A 20,950-nucleotide genomic window follows, 5' to 3' on the forward strand; every position below is an offset into this window, starting at 1 on the left:
GACCGCATTGCGATATTGGCCCGCCGTCATTTTGTTGTTGCAGTTGGAGCAAACGGATCATGATCGGACTGGTGCTTGTCACCCATGGCAAGCTGGCTGAGGAGTTCCGTCATGCGCTGGAGCATGTCGTCGGCCCGCAAAAGGCGATCGTGACCGTCTGTATCGGTCCCGAAGACGACATGGACCAGCGACGCAAGGATATCCTGGATGCGGTGGCCGAAGCCGATCTCGGCAAGGGCGTGATCGTTCTCACCGACATGTTCGGCGGAACGCCCTCCAATCTCGCGATTTCCGTGATGCGGACCGGCGAGGTAGAAGTGATTGCCGGTGTCAATCTGCCGATGCTGATCAAGCTGGCCGGCGTGCGCGGTGACGGCGACATGGAACGCGCGCTCGTCGAGGCCTCCGAGGCCGGCCGCAAATATATCAACGTCGCCAGCCGCGTGCTGAGCGGAAAGTAAGGCCTGCCCTCTCACCATGAGCCTCTCGCGCGATCTCCTCATCATCAACAAGCGCGGCCTGCACGCCCGTGCCTCGGCAAAATTCGTGCAGACCGTCGAAGGCTTCGATGCGGAGATCACCGTCTCCAAGGACGGCATGAGCGTCGGCGGCACCTCCATCATGGGCCTGATGATGCTGGCGGCAAGCCCTGGCTGCACCGTGCATGTGGTTGCCAGCGGCCCGCAGGCAACGGAAGCGCTCGATGCGCTCGACGCGCTGATCGCCAATCGCTTCGGCGAGGAGATGTGAGGCGCGTTGCCAGCCGGGCGCGCTAACTGTCACATAACCATATAAAGACTTCTTTATGTCCTGATTGCCAGCTTGCGCTTTTCCTGATAGAGGAGCGCTTACGATGCCCTGATTTCCGGTGTTCCGGAGCGGGCACGAGGCTGAGCGCGGCAGATGCCCGTCAGCAGACAGTTTGGCGGCGGGCATGATGTCCCATGAGGCCGCCGCCCACATCCGGATCTGGAGATTGCAATGAGCAACACTGACTACATCGTCGCCGACATCGGTCTGGCGGATTTCGGCCGCAAGGAAATCGCGATCGCCGAGACGGAAATGCCCGGCCTGATGGCCTGCCGCGAAGAGTTTGGCGCCGCGCAGCCGCTGAAGGGGGCGCGCATCACCGGCTCGCTGCACATGACGATCCAGACGGCCGTGCTGATCGAGACGCTGGTTGCCCTCGGCGCCGAAGTTCGCTGGGCATCCTGCAACATCTTCTCGACCCAGGACCATGCCGCGGCCGCGATTGCCGCCAGCGGTGTGCCTGTTTTCGCCGTCAAGGGCGAGACGCTTGAGCAGTACTGGGAATATACCGACAAGATCTTCCAGTGGGCCGATGGCGGTCTTTCCAACATGATCTTGGACGATGGCGGCGACGCGACCATGTACATCCTGCTCGGCGCCCGCGCCGAAGCCGGCGAAGACGTGCTGTCGAGCCCCGGCTCCGAGGAGGAGGAAATCCTCGTCGCGCAGATCAAGAAGCGCCTCAAGGCTTCGCCGGGCTGGTTCACCAAGCAGCGTGACGCCATCAAGGGCGTGACGGAAGAGACCACCACCGGCGTACACCGCCTGTACGAACTGTCGAAGAAGGGGCTGCTGCCCTTCCCGGCGATCAACGTCAACGACAGCGTCACCAAGTCGAAGTTCGACAACAAGTATGGCTGCAAGGAATCGCTGGTGGACGGCATCCGCCGCGGCACCGACGTGATGATGGCCGGCAAGGTCGCAGTCGTCTGCGGTTACGGTGACGTGGGCAAGGGGTCGTCCGCCTCGCTGCGTGGCGCCGGCGCCCGCGTCAAGGTCACGGAAGTCGATCCGATCTGCGCGCTACAGGCCGCCATGGACGGTTTCGAGGTCGTTCAACTCGAAGACGTCGTGTCCACCGCCGATATCTTCATCACCACCACCGGCAACAAGGATGTCATCCGCATCGAGCATATGCGCGAGATGAAGGATATGGCGATCGTCGGCAACATCGGCCACTTCGACAACGAGATCCAGGTCGCGGCACTGCGCAATCTCAAGTGGACGAACATCAAGCCGCAGGTGGACATGATCGAGTTCCCGAAGGGCAACCGCATGATCCTTCTGTCGGAAGGCCGTCTCTTGAACCTCGGCAACGCCACCGGTCACCCGTCCTTCGTGATGTCGGCCTCGTTCTCCAACCAGGTTCTGGCGCAGATCGAGCTCTTCACCAACAATGGCGGCTACAAGAACGACGTCTACGTTCTGCCGAAGCACTTGGACGAAAAGGTTGCCCGCCTGCACCTCGCCAAGCTCGGCGCCAAGCTGACGACGCTTTCCGACGAGCAGGCCGCCTATATCGGCGTGACGGCCGAGGGCCCGTTCAAGGCCGAACACTACCGCTACTAAGTCGCTTCGCGACAGACGCAAGATCTTGTGCCGCGGCCTCGAAAGGGGCCGCGGTTTTCATTTTTGGGCTTCGATCTTCCCGGCGAATCCCCGACGAAGTATGTTTTGAGGGCTGATTCGTGACGCTTTTGGAGGTCATGGTCAGGTCGCGGCAACCGAGATGCGGCAAGACGGTTGTCGAGATGGCGAATCAATGCGCGCCCTGGCGCGGTAACGGTTTGCCCGGACGATGCGGAACGATGGCGGCACCTTCGAAACGGAGGCTGCCAGGGCGTTCCATGGAACGAAGCGGGACGGATGGTAACCTCGAGCGGCGGGGAGGCCATGCGGGCGTTGACCTGTAAACGCAGGCACGCGACCCGAACACGGGGACGACGACACGATGGCGAGCGGCATTTCCACGACCTTGCGTCGGTTTTTTCTCGGGCATCTGGCCCCGATCACGCGACGTCTGGCCTGTGGAACCTGTCTGGCACCCGTCCTAGCAGTTCCGGCGATCGCTGCCGATGATGCCGTTCGCGCGACGATGTTTCACTCCACAGAAATCGTCACATTTTCCGTCCTGATCGGTGTCATTTCCGCGGCCATGCTCTCAGCGATCTGGATGATCCGACAGCGGGGCAACATGGAGACCGAGAATCGCGAGCTGCGCGCGGTTTTGTCGGATGCGAATCACCAGATCTCTCGTTTCCAGGCTTTGATCAGCGACAAGAACCGCCGGATCGTCGTCTGGGAGGGACAGGCGAGCCGTGCCGAGTTCCTCGGCCAGCTTCCGATCGAAACCGGCGCGCCGCAGGAAAATGCCGACTTTCTGGCATTCGGTCGCTGGCTCAAGCCGCAATCGGCTTCCGAGCTCGAGCATGCGATCGAACAGCTTCGCTCGCGCGCCCAGAGCTTCGACCTTGCGATCGAGACCGGTCGCGGCCAGATCCTGGAAGCGCAAGGGCGCGTCTCCGGCTCGCAGGCTTTCGTGCGCTTCGTGGCATTGACGAATCTGCGCGAGGAACTGGCCGAACTGAAGATCGAGCGGGAAAATCTCCACGCAGCGCTGACGACCCTGCGCACGCTCTGCGACGCGATCGATCTGCCCATGTGGCAGCGCGACCGCAACGATCATCTCGTCTGGGTCAATCACGCCTTCAGCGATGCGGTGGAGGCATCCTCGCCGCAGGTCGCGATCGGCGAGGGCCGCGAGTTGCTGGCAACCGTTGCACGGGAGAAAATCCGCGCCACGACGACCTACGATGCGCCCTTCCGCGGCACGCTGTCGACTGTGGTCAAGGGCAACCGCACTTTCTACGACGTGGTTGATGCACGGTCCGCCAGCGGCACAGCGGGCATCGCGATCGATGTTTCCGCCATCGAAGCGATCCGCGAGGAACTGAAGCGTACCCTGAAAAGCCACGCCGAGACGCTTGACCATCTGGCGACACCGGTTGCGATCTTCGACGGGGACCAGCGCCTGCAATTCTACAATCAGGCCTTCCAGGCTCTCTGGAGCCTCGACATGGCGTTTCTTGAGCGCAAGCCGACGAATGGCGAGATCTTCGAGCGGCTGCGGGCGGAAAGCCAGCTGCCCGAGCTTCTGAACTGGAAACAGTGGAAGGAGCACGCGCTGTCGGTCTATCAGGCGATCGATACGCGCTCCGACATCTGGCACTTGCCAAACGGCCAGACGCTGCGCGCGTTTGCGACTGCGCGTCCGCAGGGTGGCGTGACCTGGGTTTTCGAAAATCTCACGGAAAAGGTCGATCTCGAAACGCGCTACAACACACTGCTGCGCGTCCAGGGCGAGACCATCGACCATCTGGCCGAAGGCGTGGCGGTTTTCGGTCCCGACGGGCGCATCAAGCTTTCCAACCCGGCCTTCCGCGCCCTCTGGGGCGTCAGCGAAGAGCAGATGGCACCGGGAACGCATATCAAGGCCATCGAGAAGGCCTGCGCGGTCTCCTACGACCAGCCGGATGGCTGGAAGCTCTTCAACACGGTTATCACCAGCTTCGATGACGAACGCCAGGCCTGCCAGGGCCGGCTGGAGCTGCGCACCGGGCTCATTCTGGACTTCGCGGTCATTCCCCTTCCAAACGCCCAGACCATGCTGACCTTCGTCAACACGACGGATAGCGTGCGCGTGGAACGGGCGCTGACAGAGAAGAACGAGGCGTTGAAGCTTGCAGACGCGCTGAAGAACGACTTCGTACAGCATGTCTCCTACGAATTGCGTTCGCCGCTGACCAACATCATCGGCTTTGCCGATCTTCTGAAGACGCCCGCCTTCGGCACGCTTTCGGAGCGGCAGGCGGAGTATGTCGATCATATCTCCACGTCTTCGTCGCTGCTTCTCACCATCGTCAACGACATCCTCGATCTCGCCACCGTGGATGCCGGTATCGTGGAACTCGACTATACGCGCATCGAACTCGTGGACCTTCTCGAGGAGGTCGGCCAGCAGATGGCCGACCGGCTGCAGGAAAGTGGCGTGATGCTGAGCATCGATGCGCCCACGTCCCTCGGCGCCATCACGGCGGATTACGGGCGACTGAAGCAGATCTTCCTCAAGCTCCTTGCCAATGCCGCCAATTTCGCGCCGGAAGGCAGTGTCATCCGGCTTGGATGCGGACGCGAGGGTTCGGACTTTGTGTTTACCGTTTCGGATAACGGGCCGGGCATCCCGAAAGACGTGCTCGACGTGGTCTTCGATCGCTTCGAGAGCCACGGGTCGGCCGGGGGTGCGGGACTCGGACTTTCGATCGTGCAGAGCTTCGTCAAGCTGCATCACGGATCCGTCTCGATTTCCAGCGAGGAAGGCCGCGGAACGCAGGTAACCTGCCGGATCCCCGATGGTCCTGCTGTCAGCCAGCGCATCATCGCTGCCGAATGATTACGCGCCACCTTGCAGACGAGGCCGAAACGCGGCGGTTTGGCGAAGACGTCGCCCTGGCCCTTCGGCCCGGCGACTGCCTTGCGCTCGTCGGTGATCTCGGCGCCGGAAAGTCGACCTTTGCGCGTTCCGTGATCCGCACGATTGCCGGTGATCCCGCGCTGGAGGTGCCCAGCCCCACCTTCACGCTGGTGCAGGACTACGAGCTTTCCCTGCCGATCGCGCATTTCGACTTGTACCGCATTGCCGATCCGGACGAGCTGGACGAGCTCGGCCTCGACGAGATGCTGGCGCGCGGCGCCTGCCTTGTCGAATGGCCCGAACGCGCCGCAGGCCGCCTGCCAGCGGGCAGCGTGACGCTGACCCTGATGCATGCGGGCGCGGGGCGGAACCTCACCATCGACGGCACCGGACCCGCGATGGACAGAATCGCGCGGACGCTCGAGCTGCGCGACTTCCTGCGGCGGCATGGTCTTGAGGCGGCGACGCGCCGGCCGCTCGGCGGTGACGCCTCGGCGCGCGGTTACAATTATGTCGATCTCGCATCCGGCGAGACGCGGATCCTGATGGATTCGCCGCGCGCCAAGCCCGGCCCGATCCTCCGGGAGGGAAAATACTACCAGCAACTCGCGCATATCGCCGAAGATGTCGTGCCTTTCGTGGCGATTTCCGGGTATCTGCGCCGGCAGGGCTTTCGCGCGCCGGACGTTCTGGCCGCCGATCTCGACCAGGGAATCCTGCTTCTCGAAGATCTCGGCACCGGTTCCATTCTCGACGCCGGTGGCGCGCCGATCGAAGGGCGCTATGCGGATGTCGCCCGCACGCTTGCCCTGCTGCATGCCGCCCCGCTCGAGGAAAACCTTCCCGTGCCGGACAGCCTCGTTCATGCCGTCCCGCCCTTTGATCGCGCTGCCATGCAGATCGAAGTCAGCTTGTTGACGGACTGGTTCCTGCCTTGGAAAACCGGTGGCGGGGCGCGGGCCGAAGACGCCACCGAGTTCACGGCGATCTGGGACGATCTGATCGACACGATCGCCGACGGGGAACAGCATCTTCTCCTGCGCGACGTGCATTCGCCCAACATCATTTGGCAGAGTGCGCCCGACCTCAGCGACCGTGTGGGGCTTCTCGATTTTCAGGATGCGATGATCGGGCCCACCGCTTATGACGTCGCGTCGCTGGTGCAGGATGCGCGCGTTACGATACCGGGTGACATGGGAGAGCGGTTGCTCGATGTCTATCTCGATGCCCGCCGGGACGATCACAGCTTCGATGCGGAGCGCTTCCGCCGCGACTATGCGATCATGGCAGCGCAGCGTAATTGCAAGCTGCTGGGCATCTGGGTTCGGCTGAACCAGCGCGATGGAAAGCCGGGCTACATGCGACACATGCCCCGCACGCTCGCCTATCTCGATGCCGCCACAGCGCATCCGGTTCTGGCGCCCCTGCGTGACTGGCTCGTGCGAACTGGTATTCTCGGCAGCGAATCAGATCGCTGACGAGGAATGATGACGATACGCCAAGCCATGGTCCTGGCGGCCGGACTGGGAACGCGCCTGCGCCCGATAACAGACCGCATGCCAAAGCCCCTCGTTGCCGTCGGCGGCCGACCGATGATTGACCGTGTGCTCGATCTTCTGGTCGCGGCCGGTGTCGAGACCGTTGCTGTCAACGTCCATCACCATGCCGAGCAGATGGAAGCGCATCTGGCCCGGCGTCCCGCGCCCCGAATCCTGATATCGGACGAGCGCGCCGAACTGATGAACTCGGGCGGCGGGCTGGCGAAGGGTCTCAGGCTGCTGGAGCCGGGGCCCGTTCTCGTGATGAACGCGGATCTGTTCTGGGTGGGCGAAGCCGTCGGCATGCCCTCGAATCTCGCGCGGCTGGCCGAAGCCTTTGATCCTGACGGCATGGACATGATGCTGCTCTGCGTGCCGCTGGAGCGCACGACGGGCCACAATGGCAAGAAAGACTTTGCACTCGGCCCTGACGGGCGGCTGACTCGCTATTGCGAGGGTATGGCCAATCCCGTGGTCTATGCCGGCGCCCTCGCTCTGTCGTCGCAACTCTTGGATGACGCACCTGACACAGCCTTCAATCTCAACATCTACTTTGATCGCGCTGCTGCTGCGGGTCGGCTTCATGGTCTTTTGATGACCGGCGAATGGATCACGGTGGGCACGCCCGAAGCGATCGCCGAGGCAGAAACGACAATCGCGCGCGTTGAGGCTCTCGCATGACGAGCGCGGGTGCGGGCGCCATCTTTACGATCCCGCCAGGTCTCCCGTTTCTCAAGACTTTCGCCGCTCGACTGCTTGACGGCTCCATCCTGCCGGACTTCGTGTACGATCCGGCCCGGCCGCTCGATCTGGCCGAAGCAACCATTTTCCTGCCGACCCGGCGCGCGGTGCGCGTGCTGCGTTCGGAGTTCGTCGACCTGCTTGGCGGACGCTCTGCCATCCTGCCGACCATCCGCGCGCTTGGCGAAACGGATGACGATGCCGGCTATTTTGACGCCGACCTTCCCGACACCTTCGACCTTGCCCCGCCGATCGGCGGTGCAACACGCCTGATCGAGCTGGCGCGCCTGATCCTTGCATGGCGAAATTCGCTACCAAGCCGGATTCTCGACATTCACGATGAAAGCCCGCTGATCGCACCCGTCAGCCCCGCCGACGCCCTGTGGCTCGCCAAGGATCTGGTCGCGCTCATCGACGCCATGGAAACCGAACGCTGCGACTGGCAGGCACTCGACACGCTCGACGCCGCCGATCATGCGACCTGGTGGCAGCTCACCCTGGAGTTCCTGAAGATCGCGCATGTCTACTGGCCGGAGCGCCTGAAGGAGCTGAACCGCTCGTCGCCCGCCGCCCACCGGAATGCCATTCTCTCTGTCGAGGTGAAGCGGATTGCAGCCGGGCGCATGACGGGGCCGGTCATCGTGGCGGGCTCTACGGGCTCGATCCCCGCGACAGCCGACATGATTGCCGCCATCCTGCGCTGCGACCGCGGCGCCGTCGTTCTTCCCGGTCTTGATCAGGATATGGAGGACACCGAGTGGCTGATGCTGATCGCGGCTCCCTTGGCACCGCCGGGCTCCTCAGCACGACAGATCGGCGAGCGCAGCCATCCGCAATACGGCCTTGCCAGGCTCATCCATCGCCTCGGCGTTTCCCGCACGGACGTGGTGGCGCTCGATGCGCCACCCCCGAACCTCGACCAGCGCCGCCGGATCCTGTCGCAAGCCATGTTGCCGGTCGATGCCACGGATCGCTGGAGCGCGCTGCGCGCCGGTCTCGAGCAGCGATCCGTTGCCTCAGCCTTCGCCGATGTTTCTCTCGTGGAACTGGGAAACGAGCGCGAAGAGGCGCTGGTCATTGCCATGGCGCTGCGGCTTGCGCTGGAAGAGGGCGAGGACCGTCGCGCGGCGCTGATCACACCTGACCGCGACCTCGCCCGGCGCGTTGCGGGCGAATTGAAGCGGTTTGGCATCGATGCCGACGATTCCGGTGGTCGTCCACTGGTGCTGGCCGAGCCAGGCAGCCTGATCCGCCTCGTTACCGATCTCGTGCTGCGCCGAAGGGATCGTGCCGGCCTCGCTGCCCTTCTCAAGCACCCGCTTTGCCGCCTTGGCCGTGATGACGAGGCGTTCCGGCGGGCGGCCGATGCGCTCGAACGGCTGGCGCTGCGCAATCGTCGTGGCCTGCTTTCGCTTGGTGAGCTTGGCCGGGCGGTCATGGAGGCTATCGCCGCCCACAAGAGGGATACCCATCCGCCCGCCTGGCGGCAGGGCCTTGACGACGAGGACTGCGTTGCCGCCCATGCGCTGGCGGAGGCCTTGTCTGCTGCGTTGAGCCCCCTTGCATCCGGGCCAGAACATCGCACCCTTGGGGATTGGTCCGTCGCGACAGGCGAGGTGCTCGAGGCGCTTGCCACCGATCCCATGACCGGGCTGACGCCGCTTTGGGGCTCGGAAGCCGGTGAAGAGCTTGCCAATTTGCTGCGCGAGATCTTCGAGACAGACGGCACGCTGGAAGCGGATGCGACCCAGTGGGCGGATGCGCTTGACGCTCTGCTGGCCGGCGTCATGGTAAAGCCGCGCTCCATGCGCGATCCGCATGTCTTTATCTTCGGCGCGCTGGAATCCCGTCTCCAGGACGCAGACCTGATTGTGCTCGGAGGGCTGAACGAGGGCGCGTGGCCCGGGCAGACGCGCAATGATCCCTTCCTCTCGCGCGTCATGAAAGCGGCGATTGGCCTTGAGCCGCCGGAGCGGCGTATCGGCCAGCTCGCCCATGATTTCGTCATGGCGGCCGGCGCGCCAAGGCTGATGATGACCCGCTCGCTGCGCAGCGGATCGGCACCAACAGTGGCCTCGCGGTGGCTGCAACGGCTGATCGCGGTTGGCGGCGAAGAGCTGGAGCACCAGCTGCTTGCCAATGGCGCCCGCTGGCGTGCATGGGCAACGGTGCTCGACGAACGACCGCCACAGGAACCTGCCGAACGCCCACAACCGCGTCCGGCAGCCGATCTCCAACCGCCAAGTTTCAGCTTCAGTGAAGTCGCGACACTGCGCCGCGACCCCTATGCCGTCTACGCCCGCCGCATTCTGCGGCTTCACCCGATCGATCCCTTTGCCGACGAACCGGATGCACGCGAACGCGGCGTTCTCTATCACGCCGTCTTCGACCGTGCCGTTCGCGAACAGATCGACGGCAGCCAGCCGGATGCGCGGCTGCAGCTTTCGGCCATCATTGAAGCCGCGATCGTGGAGGCGGCCTTGCCGCCCCATCTTGAGGATCTCTGGCGGGAGCGGCTGCGCGCCGTTGGCGATTCATTCCTCGACTGGCAGGCGAAGCGGGCCGGCAGCGTCGAACGCAGCCTGACGGAGGTGCGCGCCCGCTTTGACCTCGGCGCAGCCGGAGTCGCGATCACCGGCGTTGCCGACCGCATCGATCTTTTGCCGGATGGACGCGTCGACCTCATCGACTACAAGACCGGTTCGTCGCCGTCGAAGAAGGAGGCGCAGAGCCTGCTTGATCCGCAGCTGCCGCTGGAAGCAGCCGCCGTGGAGGCGGGCGGCTTTCGCGGGGTGGGGTCTCGCCGCGCACGTTCGCTCTACTATGTCCGGCTAAAACCCGGCGCGCGTTTCGAGGTGGAGCGGATCGACAGCGACCCCGGCCTCAGCCGCAGCGGCGAGCCTTTGCCGACAACAGAGGATCTTGCCAGCGATTCGCTCGCCGAACTTCGGCGTTTCGTTCTGGCGCTGCGCTCCGGCAAGGTCGGCTATGCCTCGCGTCTCGTCGTGCAGATGCAGAGTGACCAGAGCGGTCCCTATGACCATCTCGCCCGTGTCGCGGAATGGTCGACGGCGGAGCCCGGGGAGGGCGGCGGCGATGAGTGAGACGCTGACCGGAACGGGACGGATGCTGCCAAAGGATTGGCTGGACTGGACGAGCACGCAGCAGGGCCTTGCCTCCGATCCGGGGCGTTCCGCCTGGGTGTCGGCGAATGCGGGATCGGGCAAGACCCATGTCCTGACGCAGCGCGTCATTCGCCTGCTTCTCGCCGGCTGCCGTCCCTCGGCCATTCTGTGCCTGACCTATACCAAGGCCGCCGCCTCCGAAATGTCGAACCGCGTCTTCGAGCGGCTGGCGGAATGGGCGATCCTCGACGATAAGGAGCTATCGCGCCGCATCGAGGAGATCGAGCGAAAGAGGCCGGATGCAATCCAGTTGAAGGAGGCGCGGCGGCTGTTTGCACGGGCGCTGGAAACGCCTGGTGGCTTGAAGATCCAGACGATCCACGCGTTTTGCGAGGCGCTGCTGCACCAGTTTCCACTGGAAGCCAATGTCGCCGGGCATTTCTCGGTGCTGGACGACCGCGCCGCCGCCGAGTTGATGGAGGAGGCGCGGCGCAGCCTGCTTCTCGCCGGCTCCCGCCGCCGCGGCGGCCCGCTCGCGGCCGTTTTTGCCGACGTCATAGCGCTTGCCGACGAGCCGGGTCTGGAAAAGCTGCTGCAATCCTTCGTCGGGCAACGAACCGCACTTTCGGAATTTCTGACCTATGCCGAGCGCCATGGTGGCATTGATGTGGCCGTCTGCGCTGCTCTCGGCATCATGCACGGAGAAAGCGAAGAGAGCGTCGTTGCAACAACCCTTGCCGATCCCGAGCTTCTGCCACACCGGATCGAGGCGATAATCGCGCTTGCGCTCGAGCACGGCGGCAAGAAGCCACAGGAGACAGCCGCCACGCTCCAAGCCGCCCTTGCCATCCAGGCCGGACGAGCGCGCTTTGACGCACTGCTCACCGCCTTCGCCAAGGATGACGGCGAGCCCCGCGCCAATGGCAGCTTCGTCGCCAAGCCGATGGAGAAAGCGGATCCGGCGCTTTGCGCAGCCTTTCTCGCTTTGCGCGACCGCTTCGCTGCTGCGGGACAACGGCTTTCGTTGCTGGCGCTCGCTGCGGCGACCATGGCGGCGCTTCGGCTCGGCAGCCATCTGATCTCCGATTATGAGCGGCTGAAGAAGCATCGCGGCCTTCTCGACTTCGAAGACCTCGTCAATCGTGCCCGCACGCTGCTGACGCGCAGCCATATTCATGCGTGGGTGCACTACAAGCTCGACCAGGGCATCGACCACGTCCTGGTCGATGAAGCGCAGGATACGAGCCCAAGGCAGTGGGAAATCATCCGGTCGCTGACGGACGAGTTCTTCTCCGGTGCCAGCCAGCGCGCCGCCGATCGCACGCTTTTCGTGGTCGGCGACGAAAAGCAGTCCATTTACTCCTTCCAGGGCGCGCGTCCCGAGCGGTTTTCGGCCGAGCGCGGCGATGTGGCCGCGCAGATCGAGGCGGCCGGCGGCGCCTTCAGCCCGATCCGGCTGCAACTTTCCTTTCGCTCGACGGAAGCGGTCTTGAGCGCCGTGGACACCGTCTTCGCCGATCCCGCAAATGCGCGGGGACTAGCGGCCCTGAACGAGCCCGTGGTGCACGCCTCCAACCGTATCGGCCAACCGGGTGTGGTGGAGGTCTGGGACCAGCTGGTGCCGGCACCGGGCGAAAGCGAAGCGGACTGGACGGCCGCTTTCGACGCGGCACCCGAGACAGCGCCCGTCAATGTGCTGGCCCGACGGGTTGCGACGATGGTGGCCAGCTGGATCGGTCGCGAAACAGTTGCGGTCAAGGGCGTCACCCGACTCATGGAGCCAGGCGACATCATCGTTCTCGTGCGCAAGCGTGATGCCTTCGTCGCTGCGCTGACCCGCGCGCTGAAACGTTCCGACCGGGCCATTCCAGTGGCGGGAGCCGACCGACTGGTGCTGACGGGACATATTGCCGTGCAGGATCTGGTGGCGCTCGGTCGTTTCGCGCTGTTGCCCGCCGACGACCTTTCGCTTGCGGCCCTCCTGAAAAGTCCGCTCTTCAACGTCTCGGAGGAGCAACTGGCGCAGATCGCCACAACGCGCGGCGAAGGGGTCAGTCTCTGGCAGCAGCTGGCAACCATGGCGGCAGCCGATCAGGGCCTGGAAGCGATATGGCAGCGGCTTTCGGCCCTGATCGGCGAGGCGCGACGCTGCACCCCTTACGACTTCTTTGCCCGGATTCTTGGACCGCTCGGCGGACGTGCGGCCTTCCTTGCCCGGCTTGGGTCAGAGGCAAGCGACGTGCTGGACGAATTCCTGGCTTTCGCGCTCGTTGCTGAAAAGAGCCTCCCGGCCAGTCTCCAGCTTTTCCTCTCCACTTTGGAGCATGAGGCCCCGACAGTGAAGCGAGAGCTCGACAAGGGGCGCAATGAAGTCCGCATCATGACCGTGCATGCCGCCAAGGGACTGGAAGCGCCTGTCGTGTTTCTGGTCGATAGCGGCGCACAGGTGATGAGCAGCCAGCACGCACCGGCCTTGCGGCTCTTTCCCTCGGGCGATGGGCCGGAGGCACCGGCCGTGCCGATCTGGCAAGCTCCTGGCCTCAAGCATGCCATCCTCGGTGCGGATCGTGAGCGGTTGAAGGATGCGGCCGAACAGGAGTATCGCCGGCTTCTCTACGTGGGAATGACGCGGGCGGCGGACCGGCTGATCGTCTGCGGCTATCGCGGCAAGCGTGAGTTTGCCGACTTGTGGCACCAGATGGTCCGCGAGGCGCTTGCGGCGGACGGACGGTCCACGCCGACAACGTTTACGGCGGGAAGCGAGAGCTGGGAGGGGTTGCGCTGGATGGCTGCGCCATTTGCAGCAGCGCCGACACTGGGGGAACCAAAGTCATCTGTCAGTCAGGACACGGCAACCCTTCCGACCGCCTTCTTCCGCCCGCCGCCACCACGCACACGACTGCCGAGGCCACTTGCCCCCTCTGGCGCCGGAATTGCCGTCGATGCCGGCCATGAGCCACCGGTCGTGGCATCCTCGCTCTTTTCCAAGGCCAGCAACAGTGGTGGTGCCAGCCTGCTGCGCGGTGCGACCCTGCATCGTCTCCTCCAGACCTTGCCGGACATCGCTCGAGACGAGCGGCCGGCAGCGGCGGCACGCTATCTGGAGCGCGCCGTGCCGCATTGGCCTGCCGGCGTGCGGCAGCGCACGGCAGAACAGGTGCTGGCGGTCCTCGACGATCCCGCCATGGACGGGCTCTTTGCCGCGGGCAGCCGGGCGGAAGTCTCGGTCATCGGGACCTTGCGGCTCGGGCGGCGCGATTATGCGGTGTCCGGACGTCTGGACCGTCTGGCCGTTCAGGACAATCGCGTCATCATCGCCGACTTCAAGACGAACCGTGATATTCCGGACACCGAAGCGGACATTTCGCCCGGCTATGTCGCGCAGCTCGCCATCTACCGGGAAATCCTGGCTCCGCTTTATCCGGACAAGACGATCGAATGCCTGCTGGTCTACACAGGCGGACCGCGACATTTCCGGCTTTCCGAGGCGTCTCTCCAGCGCAGTCTTGATGGTCTGGCGACAAAGTGAGATAGACAGATTGAATTTCGACCGGCGGGGCATCACATGAAAGCCACGTCACCGAATAGACGCCGGACCCGCCGGCGGACGCGAGATCAAGGAGCGCATCATGGCCACCGTGAAAGTCGACAAGAACAATTTCCAGGAAGAAGTGCTGAACGCGGCCGAGCCGGTTGTGGTGGACTTCTGGGCCGAATGGTGCGGCCCTTGCAAGATGATCGCGCCGAGCCTTGAGGAAATCTCCTCGGAGTTGGCCGGCAAGGTGAAGGTTGCAAAGCTTAACATTGACGAGAACCCGGAACTGGCAGCCCAGTATGGTGTTCGGTCCATCCCGACGCTTGCCGTCTTCAAGGGTGGTGAAGTTTCCGACGTAAAGGTCGGCGCGCTGCCGAAGACCGCGCTGAGCTCCTGGATTGCCGGCGCCGCCTGATCGTCCTTCGTCAGACTGACGAGACCACGCCCGGCCTTACCGCCGGGCGTTTTCGTATGATGACGTCAGGTCGGAGGCGTCTTGTTGTCGGCAAGAACATTGCCAACGAGATAGAGCGAGCCGCCGATGAGAATGCGTGGCGCCGTCTCATCGTCATGGACAATGGCATCAATCACCTCAAGCGCTTCTTCCACGCTTGCGGCCGGAAAGGCCGTCAGGCCTGCGGCTTCGGCGTCAAGCGCCAGATTGACCGGATCGATGCCGGCATCGGAACCGCGGATCGGCACGGTGAAGACCTGTTCGGCAAGGCCCTTGAAGGCCGCGAAGTAACCGACCGGCTCCTTCGTATTGATCATACCGATGATCAGGAAGAGGGGGCGCGGATCGCGCTCCTCGAGATTGGCGAGCGTTTCGGCAATCACCTGGCCGGCGCCAGGATTGTGACCGCCATCGACCCAGAGCTCGCAGCCATCTGGCGCCACCTCGAACAAAGGACCAGCCTTCAGACGCTGCAAGCGTCCCGGCCAGCGCACACTCGTCAGGCCACGCTCGATCGCGATCTCGTCTACCGCGAAGCCTGCGGCGCGCACTGCGCGAATGGCGGCGGCGGCATTGCCATACTGGTGGCGGCCGGGAAGGCGCGGCAGCGGCAGATCCATCAAGCCGGATTCGTCCTGATAGATGAGCCGGCCAAGCTCTTCATAAGCCAGAAAATCCTGCCCGTAGACCGAAAGCGGGCAGTTGAGTCGTTCGGCGGTCGTTACCAGCACGTCGCGCGCGCCGGCTTCGTCCTGATGGCCGATCACCACCGGGCAACCGCGCTTCATGATACCCGCCTTCTCTGCGGCGATCAGTTCTACCCGGTCGCCGAGATAGGCCTGGTGATCGAGGGAGATCGGCATGATGACGGAAACGGCCGGATTCGCGATGACGTTCGTGGCGTCGAAGCGTCCACCCAGGCCAACCTCGATGACCGCGACGTCTGCCGGATGTTCGGCGAAGAGAAGGAAGGTGACGGCCGTCAGGATTTCGAAGACGGTAATTTTCTGACCACCATTGGCGTCCCCCACCCGCTTCACCGCATCAGCAAGCGTGGCATCGTCCACCAGCGCACCACCGCCTTCGGGACGGCCGAGCCGGTATCGTTCATGCCAGTTGACGAGGTGCGGCGAGGTGTGGACGTGGACGCTGAAGCCGGCGGCTTCCAGAATGGAACGGCAGAAGGCTGTCACGGACCCCTTGCCGTTGGTGCCGGCGACATGAATGACCGGCGGCAGGCGCCGCTCGGGATTTCCGAGCGCGTCCAGCAGCCGGCGGATCCGGTCCAGCGACAGATCGAAGCCCTTGGGATGGAGCCCGAGAAGCCTGTTGATTTCCGCCTCGGCCAGACTGCCGGTTGCCACGTCGCCCATATCAGAGACTTGCAGCGACGGCAGCCGGCGGGGCGGCGGTCACCGGCGCCACCTTCTTCGCCTCGACCGGCTTCTTCATCAGGATCTTCAGCATGCGGGCCAGCGTCTCCGGAATGTCGTGACGCTTGACGACCATGTCGACCATGCCATGCTCCAGCAGATATTCCGCGGTCTGGAAGCCTTCGGGCAGCTTTTCGCGGATCGTCTGCTCGATGACGCGCTTGCCGGCGAAGCAGATCTCCGCGCCCGGCTCTGCCAGGTGGACGTCTCCCAGCATGGCGTAGGAGGCGGTCACGCCACCCGTCGTCGGGTTGGTGAGGACGACGATATAGGGAAGGCCGGCTTCCTTCAGCATCTGCACCGCGACGGTGGTGCGCGGCAGCTGCATCAGCGAGAGGATGCCTTCCTGCATGCGGGCGCCGCCCGAGGCCGGGAAGATCACCAGCGGGCACTTCTCGGCGATCGCCCTTTCGAAGGCCTTGATGATCGCCTCACCGGCTGCCATGCCGAGCGAGCCGCCCATGAAATTGAACTCATGCACCACGGCGACGAGCTTAACACCCCTGACACGGCCAAGACCGGTCAGAATCGTGTCTTCGAGTTCCGTCTTGGCGCGGCTGTCGCGCAGGCGGTCGGCATATTTCTTGGAATCGCGGAAACGCAGAGGGTCCTGCGCGACCTTCGGCTGAGGCAGGGCTTCATATTCGCCGCCGTCGAAAAGGTCTTTCAGACGCGCCTTTGCCGGCATCTTCATGTGGTAGCCGGACTGCGGCACGACCCACTTGTTTTCCTCGAGATCGCGATGAAACACCATCTCGCCCGTTTCCGGGCACTTGATCCAAAGGTTCTCCGGCACATCCCGATCCGGACGACCCAGCATCGAGTTGATCTTCGGGCGAACGTAATTGGTAATCCAGTTCACGTGAAACACTCCTGAGGCCTGATGCGGTCACCGGTGCATCAGGATGTGGGTATTTATTCGGCGGCCGCAAGACGCGAAGCGCGAACGCCGCTGGCAAGACCGCGCACCAGTGCTTCGACGCCTGGCACGGTGGCTTCCGTCGCCTGCCCCTCGGCCGTCAGGCTGGAAGCGATCTGGTTGACGATCGCCGTGCCGACCACGACGCCATCCGCCGAGGCGCCGATCGCGCGGGCATGTTCCGCCGTCTTCACGCCGAAGCCGACGCAGACCGGCAGCGGCGTGTGGCGCTTGATGCGGGCGACCGCCTCGCCGATGCGCGAGGGATCCGGCAGCGCCGAACCGGTGATGCCGTTCATGGAGACATAGTAGACGAAGCCGGAGGTGTTCTTGAGAACGGTCGGCAGACGCTTGTCATCCGTCGTCGGCGTTGCCAGGCGAATGAAGTTCAGTCCCTTGGCAATGGCGGGGATGCAGAGTTCGTCATCCATTTCCGGCGGCAGATCGACGACGATCAGGCCGTCGATGCCGGCTTCGAGGGCATCGGTCACGAAGCGATCGACGCCGTAGATGTAGATGGGGTTGTAATAGCCCATCATCACGATCGGTGTTTCGGCATCCGTCTTGCGGAATTCGCGGGCCATGTCGAGCGTGCGGGCCAGCGTCTGGCCGGCTTTCAGCGCGCGCTGGCCGGCAAGCTGGATCGCCGGGCCATCGGCCATCGGATCGGAGAAGGGCATGCCGAGTTCGATGATGTCGGCACCGGCATGCGCCAGCGTGCGCATGATCTCGACCGACGTGTCGAATTCCGGGTCGCCGCCCATGAAATAGGTGACGAGCACGGGGCGACCTTCGGCAGCCACGTCGCGGAAGCGTTTGTCCATGCGAGCGGTCATGTGCTTACAGCCCCATTCCGAGAATCTTGCCGACGGTGAAGATGTCCTTGTCGCCGCGGCCACAGAGGTTCATCACGATGATCTGGTCCTTGCCCATCTTCGGCGCGCGCTTGATGACTTCAGCGAGCGCATGGCTCGGCTCGAGCGCGGGGATGATGCCCTCGATGCGGGTCAGGAGCTGGAAGGCGGCCAGCGCCTCGTCGTCCATGATCGGCACGTATTCGACGCGGCCGGCATCCTTCAGCCAGGAATGTTCCGGGCCGATGCCGGGATAATCGAGGCCGGCGGAGATGGAGTGGCCTTCCTTGATCTGGCCGTCGCCATCCTGCAGCAGGTAGGTGCGGTTGCCGTGGAGCACGCCGGGCGAACCGGCCGTCAGCGATGCGCAGTGCTCTTCACCGTCGAGACCCTTGCCGCCGGCTTCGACGCCGACGATCTTCACGCTGGGATCATCGAGGAAGGGGTGGAAGAGGCCGATCGCGTTCGAGCCACCACCGACGGCGGCGATGATCATGTCCGGCAGGCGTCCCTCGGCCGCCTGCATCTGCTCGCGGGTCTCGCGGCCGATGACCGACTGGAACTCGCGCACCATCTCCGGATAGGGATGCGGGCCGGCGGCCGTACCGATCATGTAGTAGGTGTCGTCAACATTGGTGACCCAGTCGCGCAGCGCCTCGTTCATGGCGTCCTTCAGCGTGCCCTGGCCGGCGGTCACGGGCTTTACCTCGGCACCGAGCAGCTTCATGCGGAACACGTTGGGTGCCTGCCGCTCGACATCGGTCGCGCCCATATAGACCACGCAGGGCAGGCCGAAGCGGGCGGCAACGGTGGCGGAGGCCACGCCGTGCTGTCCGGCACCGGTTTCCGCGATGATGCGGGTCTTGCCCATGCGCTTGGCAAGCAGGATCTGGCCGAGGCAATTGTTGATCTTGTGCGAGCCGGTATGGTTCAGCTCGTCGCGCTTGAAGTAGATCTTCGCGCCACCAAGCTCGGCCGTCAGGCGCTCGGCGAAATAGAGCGGGCTGGGGCGGCCGGTATAGTGCGTGTTCAGATGCTGCAGTTCGGCCTGGAATTCCGGGTCGGTCCTGGCGGTGTTCCACTTCTCCTCGAGATCGAGGATCAGCGGCATCAGCGTTTCTGCCACGAAGCGGCCGCCGAAAATGCCGAAGCGGCCGTCCTGATCGGGACCGGTGCGGAAGGAATTGGGTTTGGGTGTCTCGTTCACGTCCTGCTCCCTGACGGAACCGGCGCCTTTTCGGCCTGCCGTACCGCATCGAAAAATTGCTGCATGAGATCGAGGTCCTTCACGCCGGGGGCGCTTTCCACGGCCGAGGACAGGTCGATCGCTCTGGCCTTTGAAACGCGAAGCGCTTCGGCCACATTGTCCCTGTTGAGACCACCGGAAAGCATGTAATCGACGCCCGCGTCAAGGCGGTGGAGAATGGTCCAGTCGAAGCTGACCCCGTTGCCGCCCGGCAGATCCGAGCCGACCGGCGGCTTGGCGTCGAAGAGGAAACGATCGACGATACCGAGATAGGGATCGACGCGTTCCAGATCCTCAGCCTCGCGAATGGCGAGCGCCTTCATGACCGGAAGCCCGTAGACGGCCTTGACCGTCAGCACGCGATCGGGACTTTCCTTGCCGTGAAGCTGGAGAATGTCCGGCTTCAGGGAATAGACGATCTCGTCAAGGAAATCATTGTCCGCATCGACGGTGACGGCAACGATCTTCGCCTTCCCGCGCACGGCGTCCGCAATGCGGCCGGCATCGTCCGGCTCGATATTGCGGGGACTCCTGGGAAAGAAGATGAAGCCGACATGGGTTGCGCCGAGCGCAACGGCTTTTTCAGCCGCGTCCGTCGTTCGCAGACCGCAGATTTTCACATCCAGCTTCATGGGACGGGAAGTGACATGAAAGTGTGGCAGAGTCGAGCCAATTTCTGTCATTGCACTGTTCCGGGCGCGACCTTGCGGCGCTTTGGATGCCATCCCATATGCTCTCCAACACGGAGATTTGTCGATGCGCCTGCTTCTTGCCCTTATCCTGCCCTGGCTGCAGTTCTTCACGATCGGCCGCCCGATCGCCGGCATCATCTGCCTCATCCTGCAACTGACTTTGATCGGCTGGATTCCGGCCGCTATCTGGTCGGTCTATGCGCTCAGTCAGTACAAGACGGACCAGAAGATCCGCGACGCGCTCGGCACCCGCCGGTAAGCCCTATCGCGCGCTGCGGAAATCGATGGCGTGCAGCATGGTGCCGTTGCGCTTCAGCCAGCGGCGCGCATCCTCCATGGCGGGACACAGATCGCCGCAGATGGCCCAGAATTTCGGGCCGTGGTTCATCTCCTTCAGATGCGCCACCTCATGGGCGGCGAGATAGTCGATGATCGACGGCGGCGCCATCACGATGCGCCAGGAAAAGCTCAAGGTGCCATCCGAGGTGCAGGAGCCCCAGCGGCTACGCGTGTCCTTGTAGCGGATCGCCTTGATGCGCGCGCCGATGGTTGTCGCGTGACGCGTTGCCAGCGCATCAAGGTCGCGCTTGGCCTCGCGCTTCAGGAAGTCCGAAATGCGTCGTGCCAGGTGTTCAGGCGCTCCGCTGACATAGAGCACGGCGTCTTCCCCCTCAATTCCCGTTTCCGTCACACCGCGCACCTTGCCCGTCGGAACGATGCGGTGCGCCACGCCCCGGATGGGCAGCATGCCGCCGGGCTCGATCTGCGCTTCGCCGGAAAAGCGTGACAGACGTCCTGCCAGCCAGCCGCGGTGACGCTCGAGAAAGTTTTCGATCTCGGCATGCGACACACTCTTCGGCACCGTGAGGCGCGCGGAACGGCCGCCGGGATCCAGACGCAGCGTGATGCGGGTCGAGCGCGGATTCTGATGGATGGTGAGGGGAAGCTGGCGTCCGGCAATATCGAGCAGGCGCGTCGATGGCCCGGTAGCCGTACGATCTGCCGTGCGACGGCGCTTGGGAAGGGCAAAGAGCATGGGCCGGTTCTAGCCGATTCGAGGTTTGCGCACATCCATTCAGACATGGGCGGGCGCAGCAGGGTATCGAAATGACGATGGCGGCCTTTCGGCCGC

16 protein-coding genes are annotated in these 20,950 nt (G+C 63.9%); 10 read left to right on the forward strand and 6 right to left on the reverse strand.

Features of this window, described 5'->3' with window-relative positions; all coding sequences use genetic code 11:
- Positions 1 to 59: 59 nt before the first annotated feature.
- The 9 genes from ACED18_RS11965 to trxA all read left to right on the forward strand — a co-directional run bounded on the left by ACED18_RS11965 (position 60) and on the right by trxA (position 14,635).
- A complete protein-coding gene (locus ACED18_RS11965; protein ID WP_377292427.1) occupies positions 60 to 461 on the forward strand; it encodes a PTS sugar transporter subunit IIA in 402 nt (133 codons plus the stop codon).
- A 16-nt stretch (positions 462 to 477) separates the two neighbouring features.
- Positions 478 to 750, forward strand: a complete 273-nt coding sequence (locus ACED18_RS11970; protein WP_377292429.1) for an HPr family phosphocarrier protein — start codon at positions 478 to 480, stop codon at positions 748 to 750.
- A 231-nt stretch (positions 751 to 981) separates the two neighbouring features.
- A complete protein-coding gene (gene ahcY, locus ACED18_RS11975) occupies positions 982 to 2,379 on the forward strand; it encodes an adenosylhomocysteinase (RefSeq protein ID WP_377292431.1) in 1,398 nt (465 codons plus the stop codon).
- A gap of 382 nt (positions 2,380 to 2,761) precedes the next feature.
- Positions 2,762 to 5,260: an ATP-binding protein gene (locus ACED18_RS11980; RefSeq protein ID WP_377292433.1), complete on the forward strand. Its 2,499-nt coding sequence runs from the start codon at positions 2,762 to 2,764 to the stop codon at positions 5,258 to 5,260.
- On the forward strand, positions 5,257 to 6,759 hold the full coding sequence (tsaE, locus tag ACED18_RS11985) for a tRNA (adenosine(37)-N6)-threonylcarbamoyltransferase complex ATPase subunit type 1 TsaE (protein ID WP_377292435.1): 1,503 nt from the start codon (positions 5,257 to 5,259) through the stop codon (positions 6,757 to 6,759). Before ACED18_RS11980 ends, tsaE begins: the two co-directional genes overlap by 4 nt.
- Positions 6,760 to 6,768: 9 nt before the next feature.
- Positions 6,769 to 7,500: a nucleotidyltransferase family protein gene (locus ACED18_RS11990; RefSeq protein WP_377292437.1), complete on the forward strand. Its 732-nt coding sequence runs from the start codon at positions 6,769 to 6,771 to the stop codon at positions 7,498 to 7,500.
- Positions 7,497 to 10,664: a double-strand break repair protein AddB gene (gene addB / locus ACED18_RS11995; RefSeq protein WP_377292439.1), complete on the forward strand. Its 3,168-nt coding sequence runs from the start codon at positions 7,497 to 7,499 to the stop codon at positions 10,662 to 10,664. Before ACED18_RS11990 ends, addB begins: the two co-directional genes overlap by 4 nt.
- On the forward strand, positions 10,657 to 14,214 hold the full coding sequence (addA, locus tag ACED18_RS12000; protein ID WP_377292441.1) for a double-strand break repair helicase AddA: 3,558 nt from the start codon (positions 10,657 to 10,659) through the stop codon (positions 14,212 to 14,214). Before addB ends, addA begins: the two co-directional genes overlap by 8 nt.
- 100 nt (positions 14,215 to 14,314) lie before the next feature.
- The gene (gene trxA / locus ACED18_RS12005) at positions 14,315 to 14,635 is read left to right on the forward strand and encodes a thioredoxin (protein ID WP_377292443.1); all 321 of its coding nucleotides are present in this window, start codon (positions 14,315 to 14,317) and stop codon (positions 14,633 to 14,635) included.
- Positions 14,636 to 14,700: 65 nt separating this feature from the next.
- Here trxA and ACED18_RS12010 read toward each other — a convergent pair whose 3' ends face one another.
- Genes ACED18_RS12010 through ACED18_RS12030 form a run of 5 tightly spaced genes read right to left on the reverse strand, consistent with a single transcriptional unit; the run spans position 14,701 to position 19,758 of the window.
- The gene (locus ACED18_RS12010; RefSeq protein ID WP_377292445.1) at positions 14,701 to 16,047 is read right to left on the reverse strand and encodes a bifunctional folylpolyglutamate synthase/dihydrofolate synthase; all 1,347 of its coding nucleotides are present in this window, start codon (positions 16,045 to 16,047) and stop codon (positions 14,701 to 14,703) included.
- Between the two features lies 1 nt (position 16,048).
- Positions 16,049 to 16,969 carry an acetyl-CoA carboxylase, carboxyltransferase subunit beta gene (accD, locus tag ACED18_RS12015; RefSeq protein WP_377292447.1) on the reverse strand — a complete coding sequence of 307 codons (921 nt, stop codon included), beginning with the start codon at positions 16,967 to 16,969 and terminating at the stop codon, positions 16,049 to 16,051.
- 53 nt (positions 16,970 to 17,022) lie between these two features.
- A complete protein-coding gene (trpA, locus tag ACED18_RS12020; protein ID WP_377292449.1) occupies positions 17,023 to 17,862 on the reverse strand; it encodes a tryptophan synthase subunit alpha in 840 nt (279 codons plus the stop codon).
- 4 nt (positions 17,863 to 17,866) lie between these two features.
- Positions 17,867 to 19,087, reverse strand: a complete 1,221-nt coding sequence (trpB, locus tag ACED18_RS12025; protein WP_377292451.1) for a tryptophan synthase subunit beta — start codon at positions 19,085 to 19,087, stop codon at positions 17,867 to 17,869.
- Positions 19,084 to 19,758, reverse strand: coding sequence for a phosphoribosylanthranilate isomerase (locus tag ACED18_RS12030; protein WP_377292453.1), 675 nt, complete (start codon positions 19,756 to 19,758; stop codon positions 19,084 to 19,086). The genes trpB and ACED18_RS12030 overlap by 4 nt, the downstream gene beginning before the upstream one ends.
- A 124-nt stretch (positions 19,759 to 19,882) precedes the next feature.
- Between ACED18_RS12030 and ACED18_RS12035 the strand changes: the two genes are divergently transcribed.
- Positions 19,883 to 20,077: a YqaE/Pmp3 family membrane protein gene (locus ACED18_RS12035; RefSeq protein ID WP_377292455.1), complete on the forward strand. Its 195-nt coding sequence runs from the start codon at positions 19,883 to 19,885 to the stop codon at positions 20,075 to 20,077.
- A 3-nt stretch (positions 20,078 to 20,080) separates the two neighbouring features.
- Here the strand turns inward: ACED18_RS12035 and ACED18_RS12040 are convergent, their stop codons facing one another.
- The gene (locus ACED18_RS12040) at positions 20,081 to 20,854 is read right to left on the reverse strand and encodes a M48 family metallopeptidase (RefSeq protein WP_377292457.1); all 774 of its coding nucleotides are present in this window, start codon (positions 20,852 to 20,854) and stop codon (positions 20,081 to 20,083) included.
- Positions 20,855 to 20,950: the final 96 nt, after the last annotated feature.

Origin of the sequence: Rhizobium sp. SG2393, assembly GCF_042610495.1 — a bacterium.
In the GTDB taxonomy this organism is placed as follows: Bacteria; Pseudomonadota; Alphaproteobacteria; order Rhizobiales; family Rhizobiaceae; genus RU20A.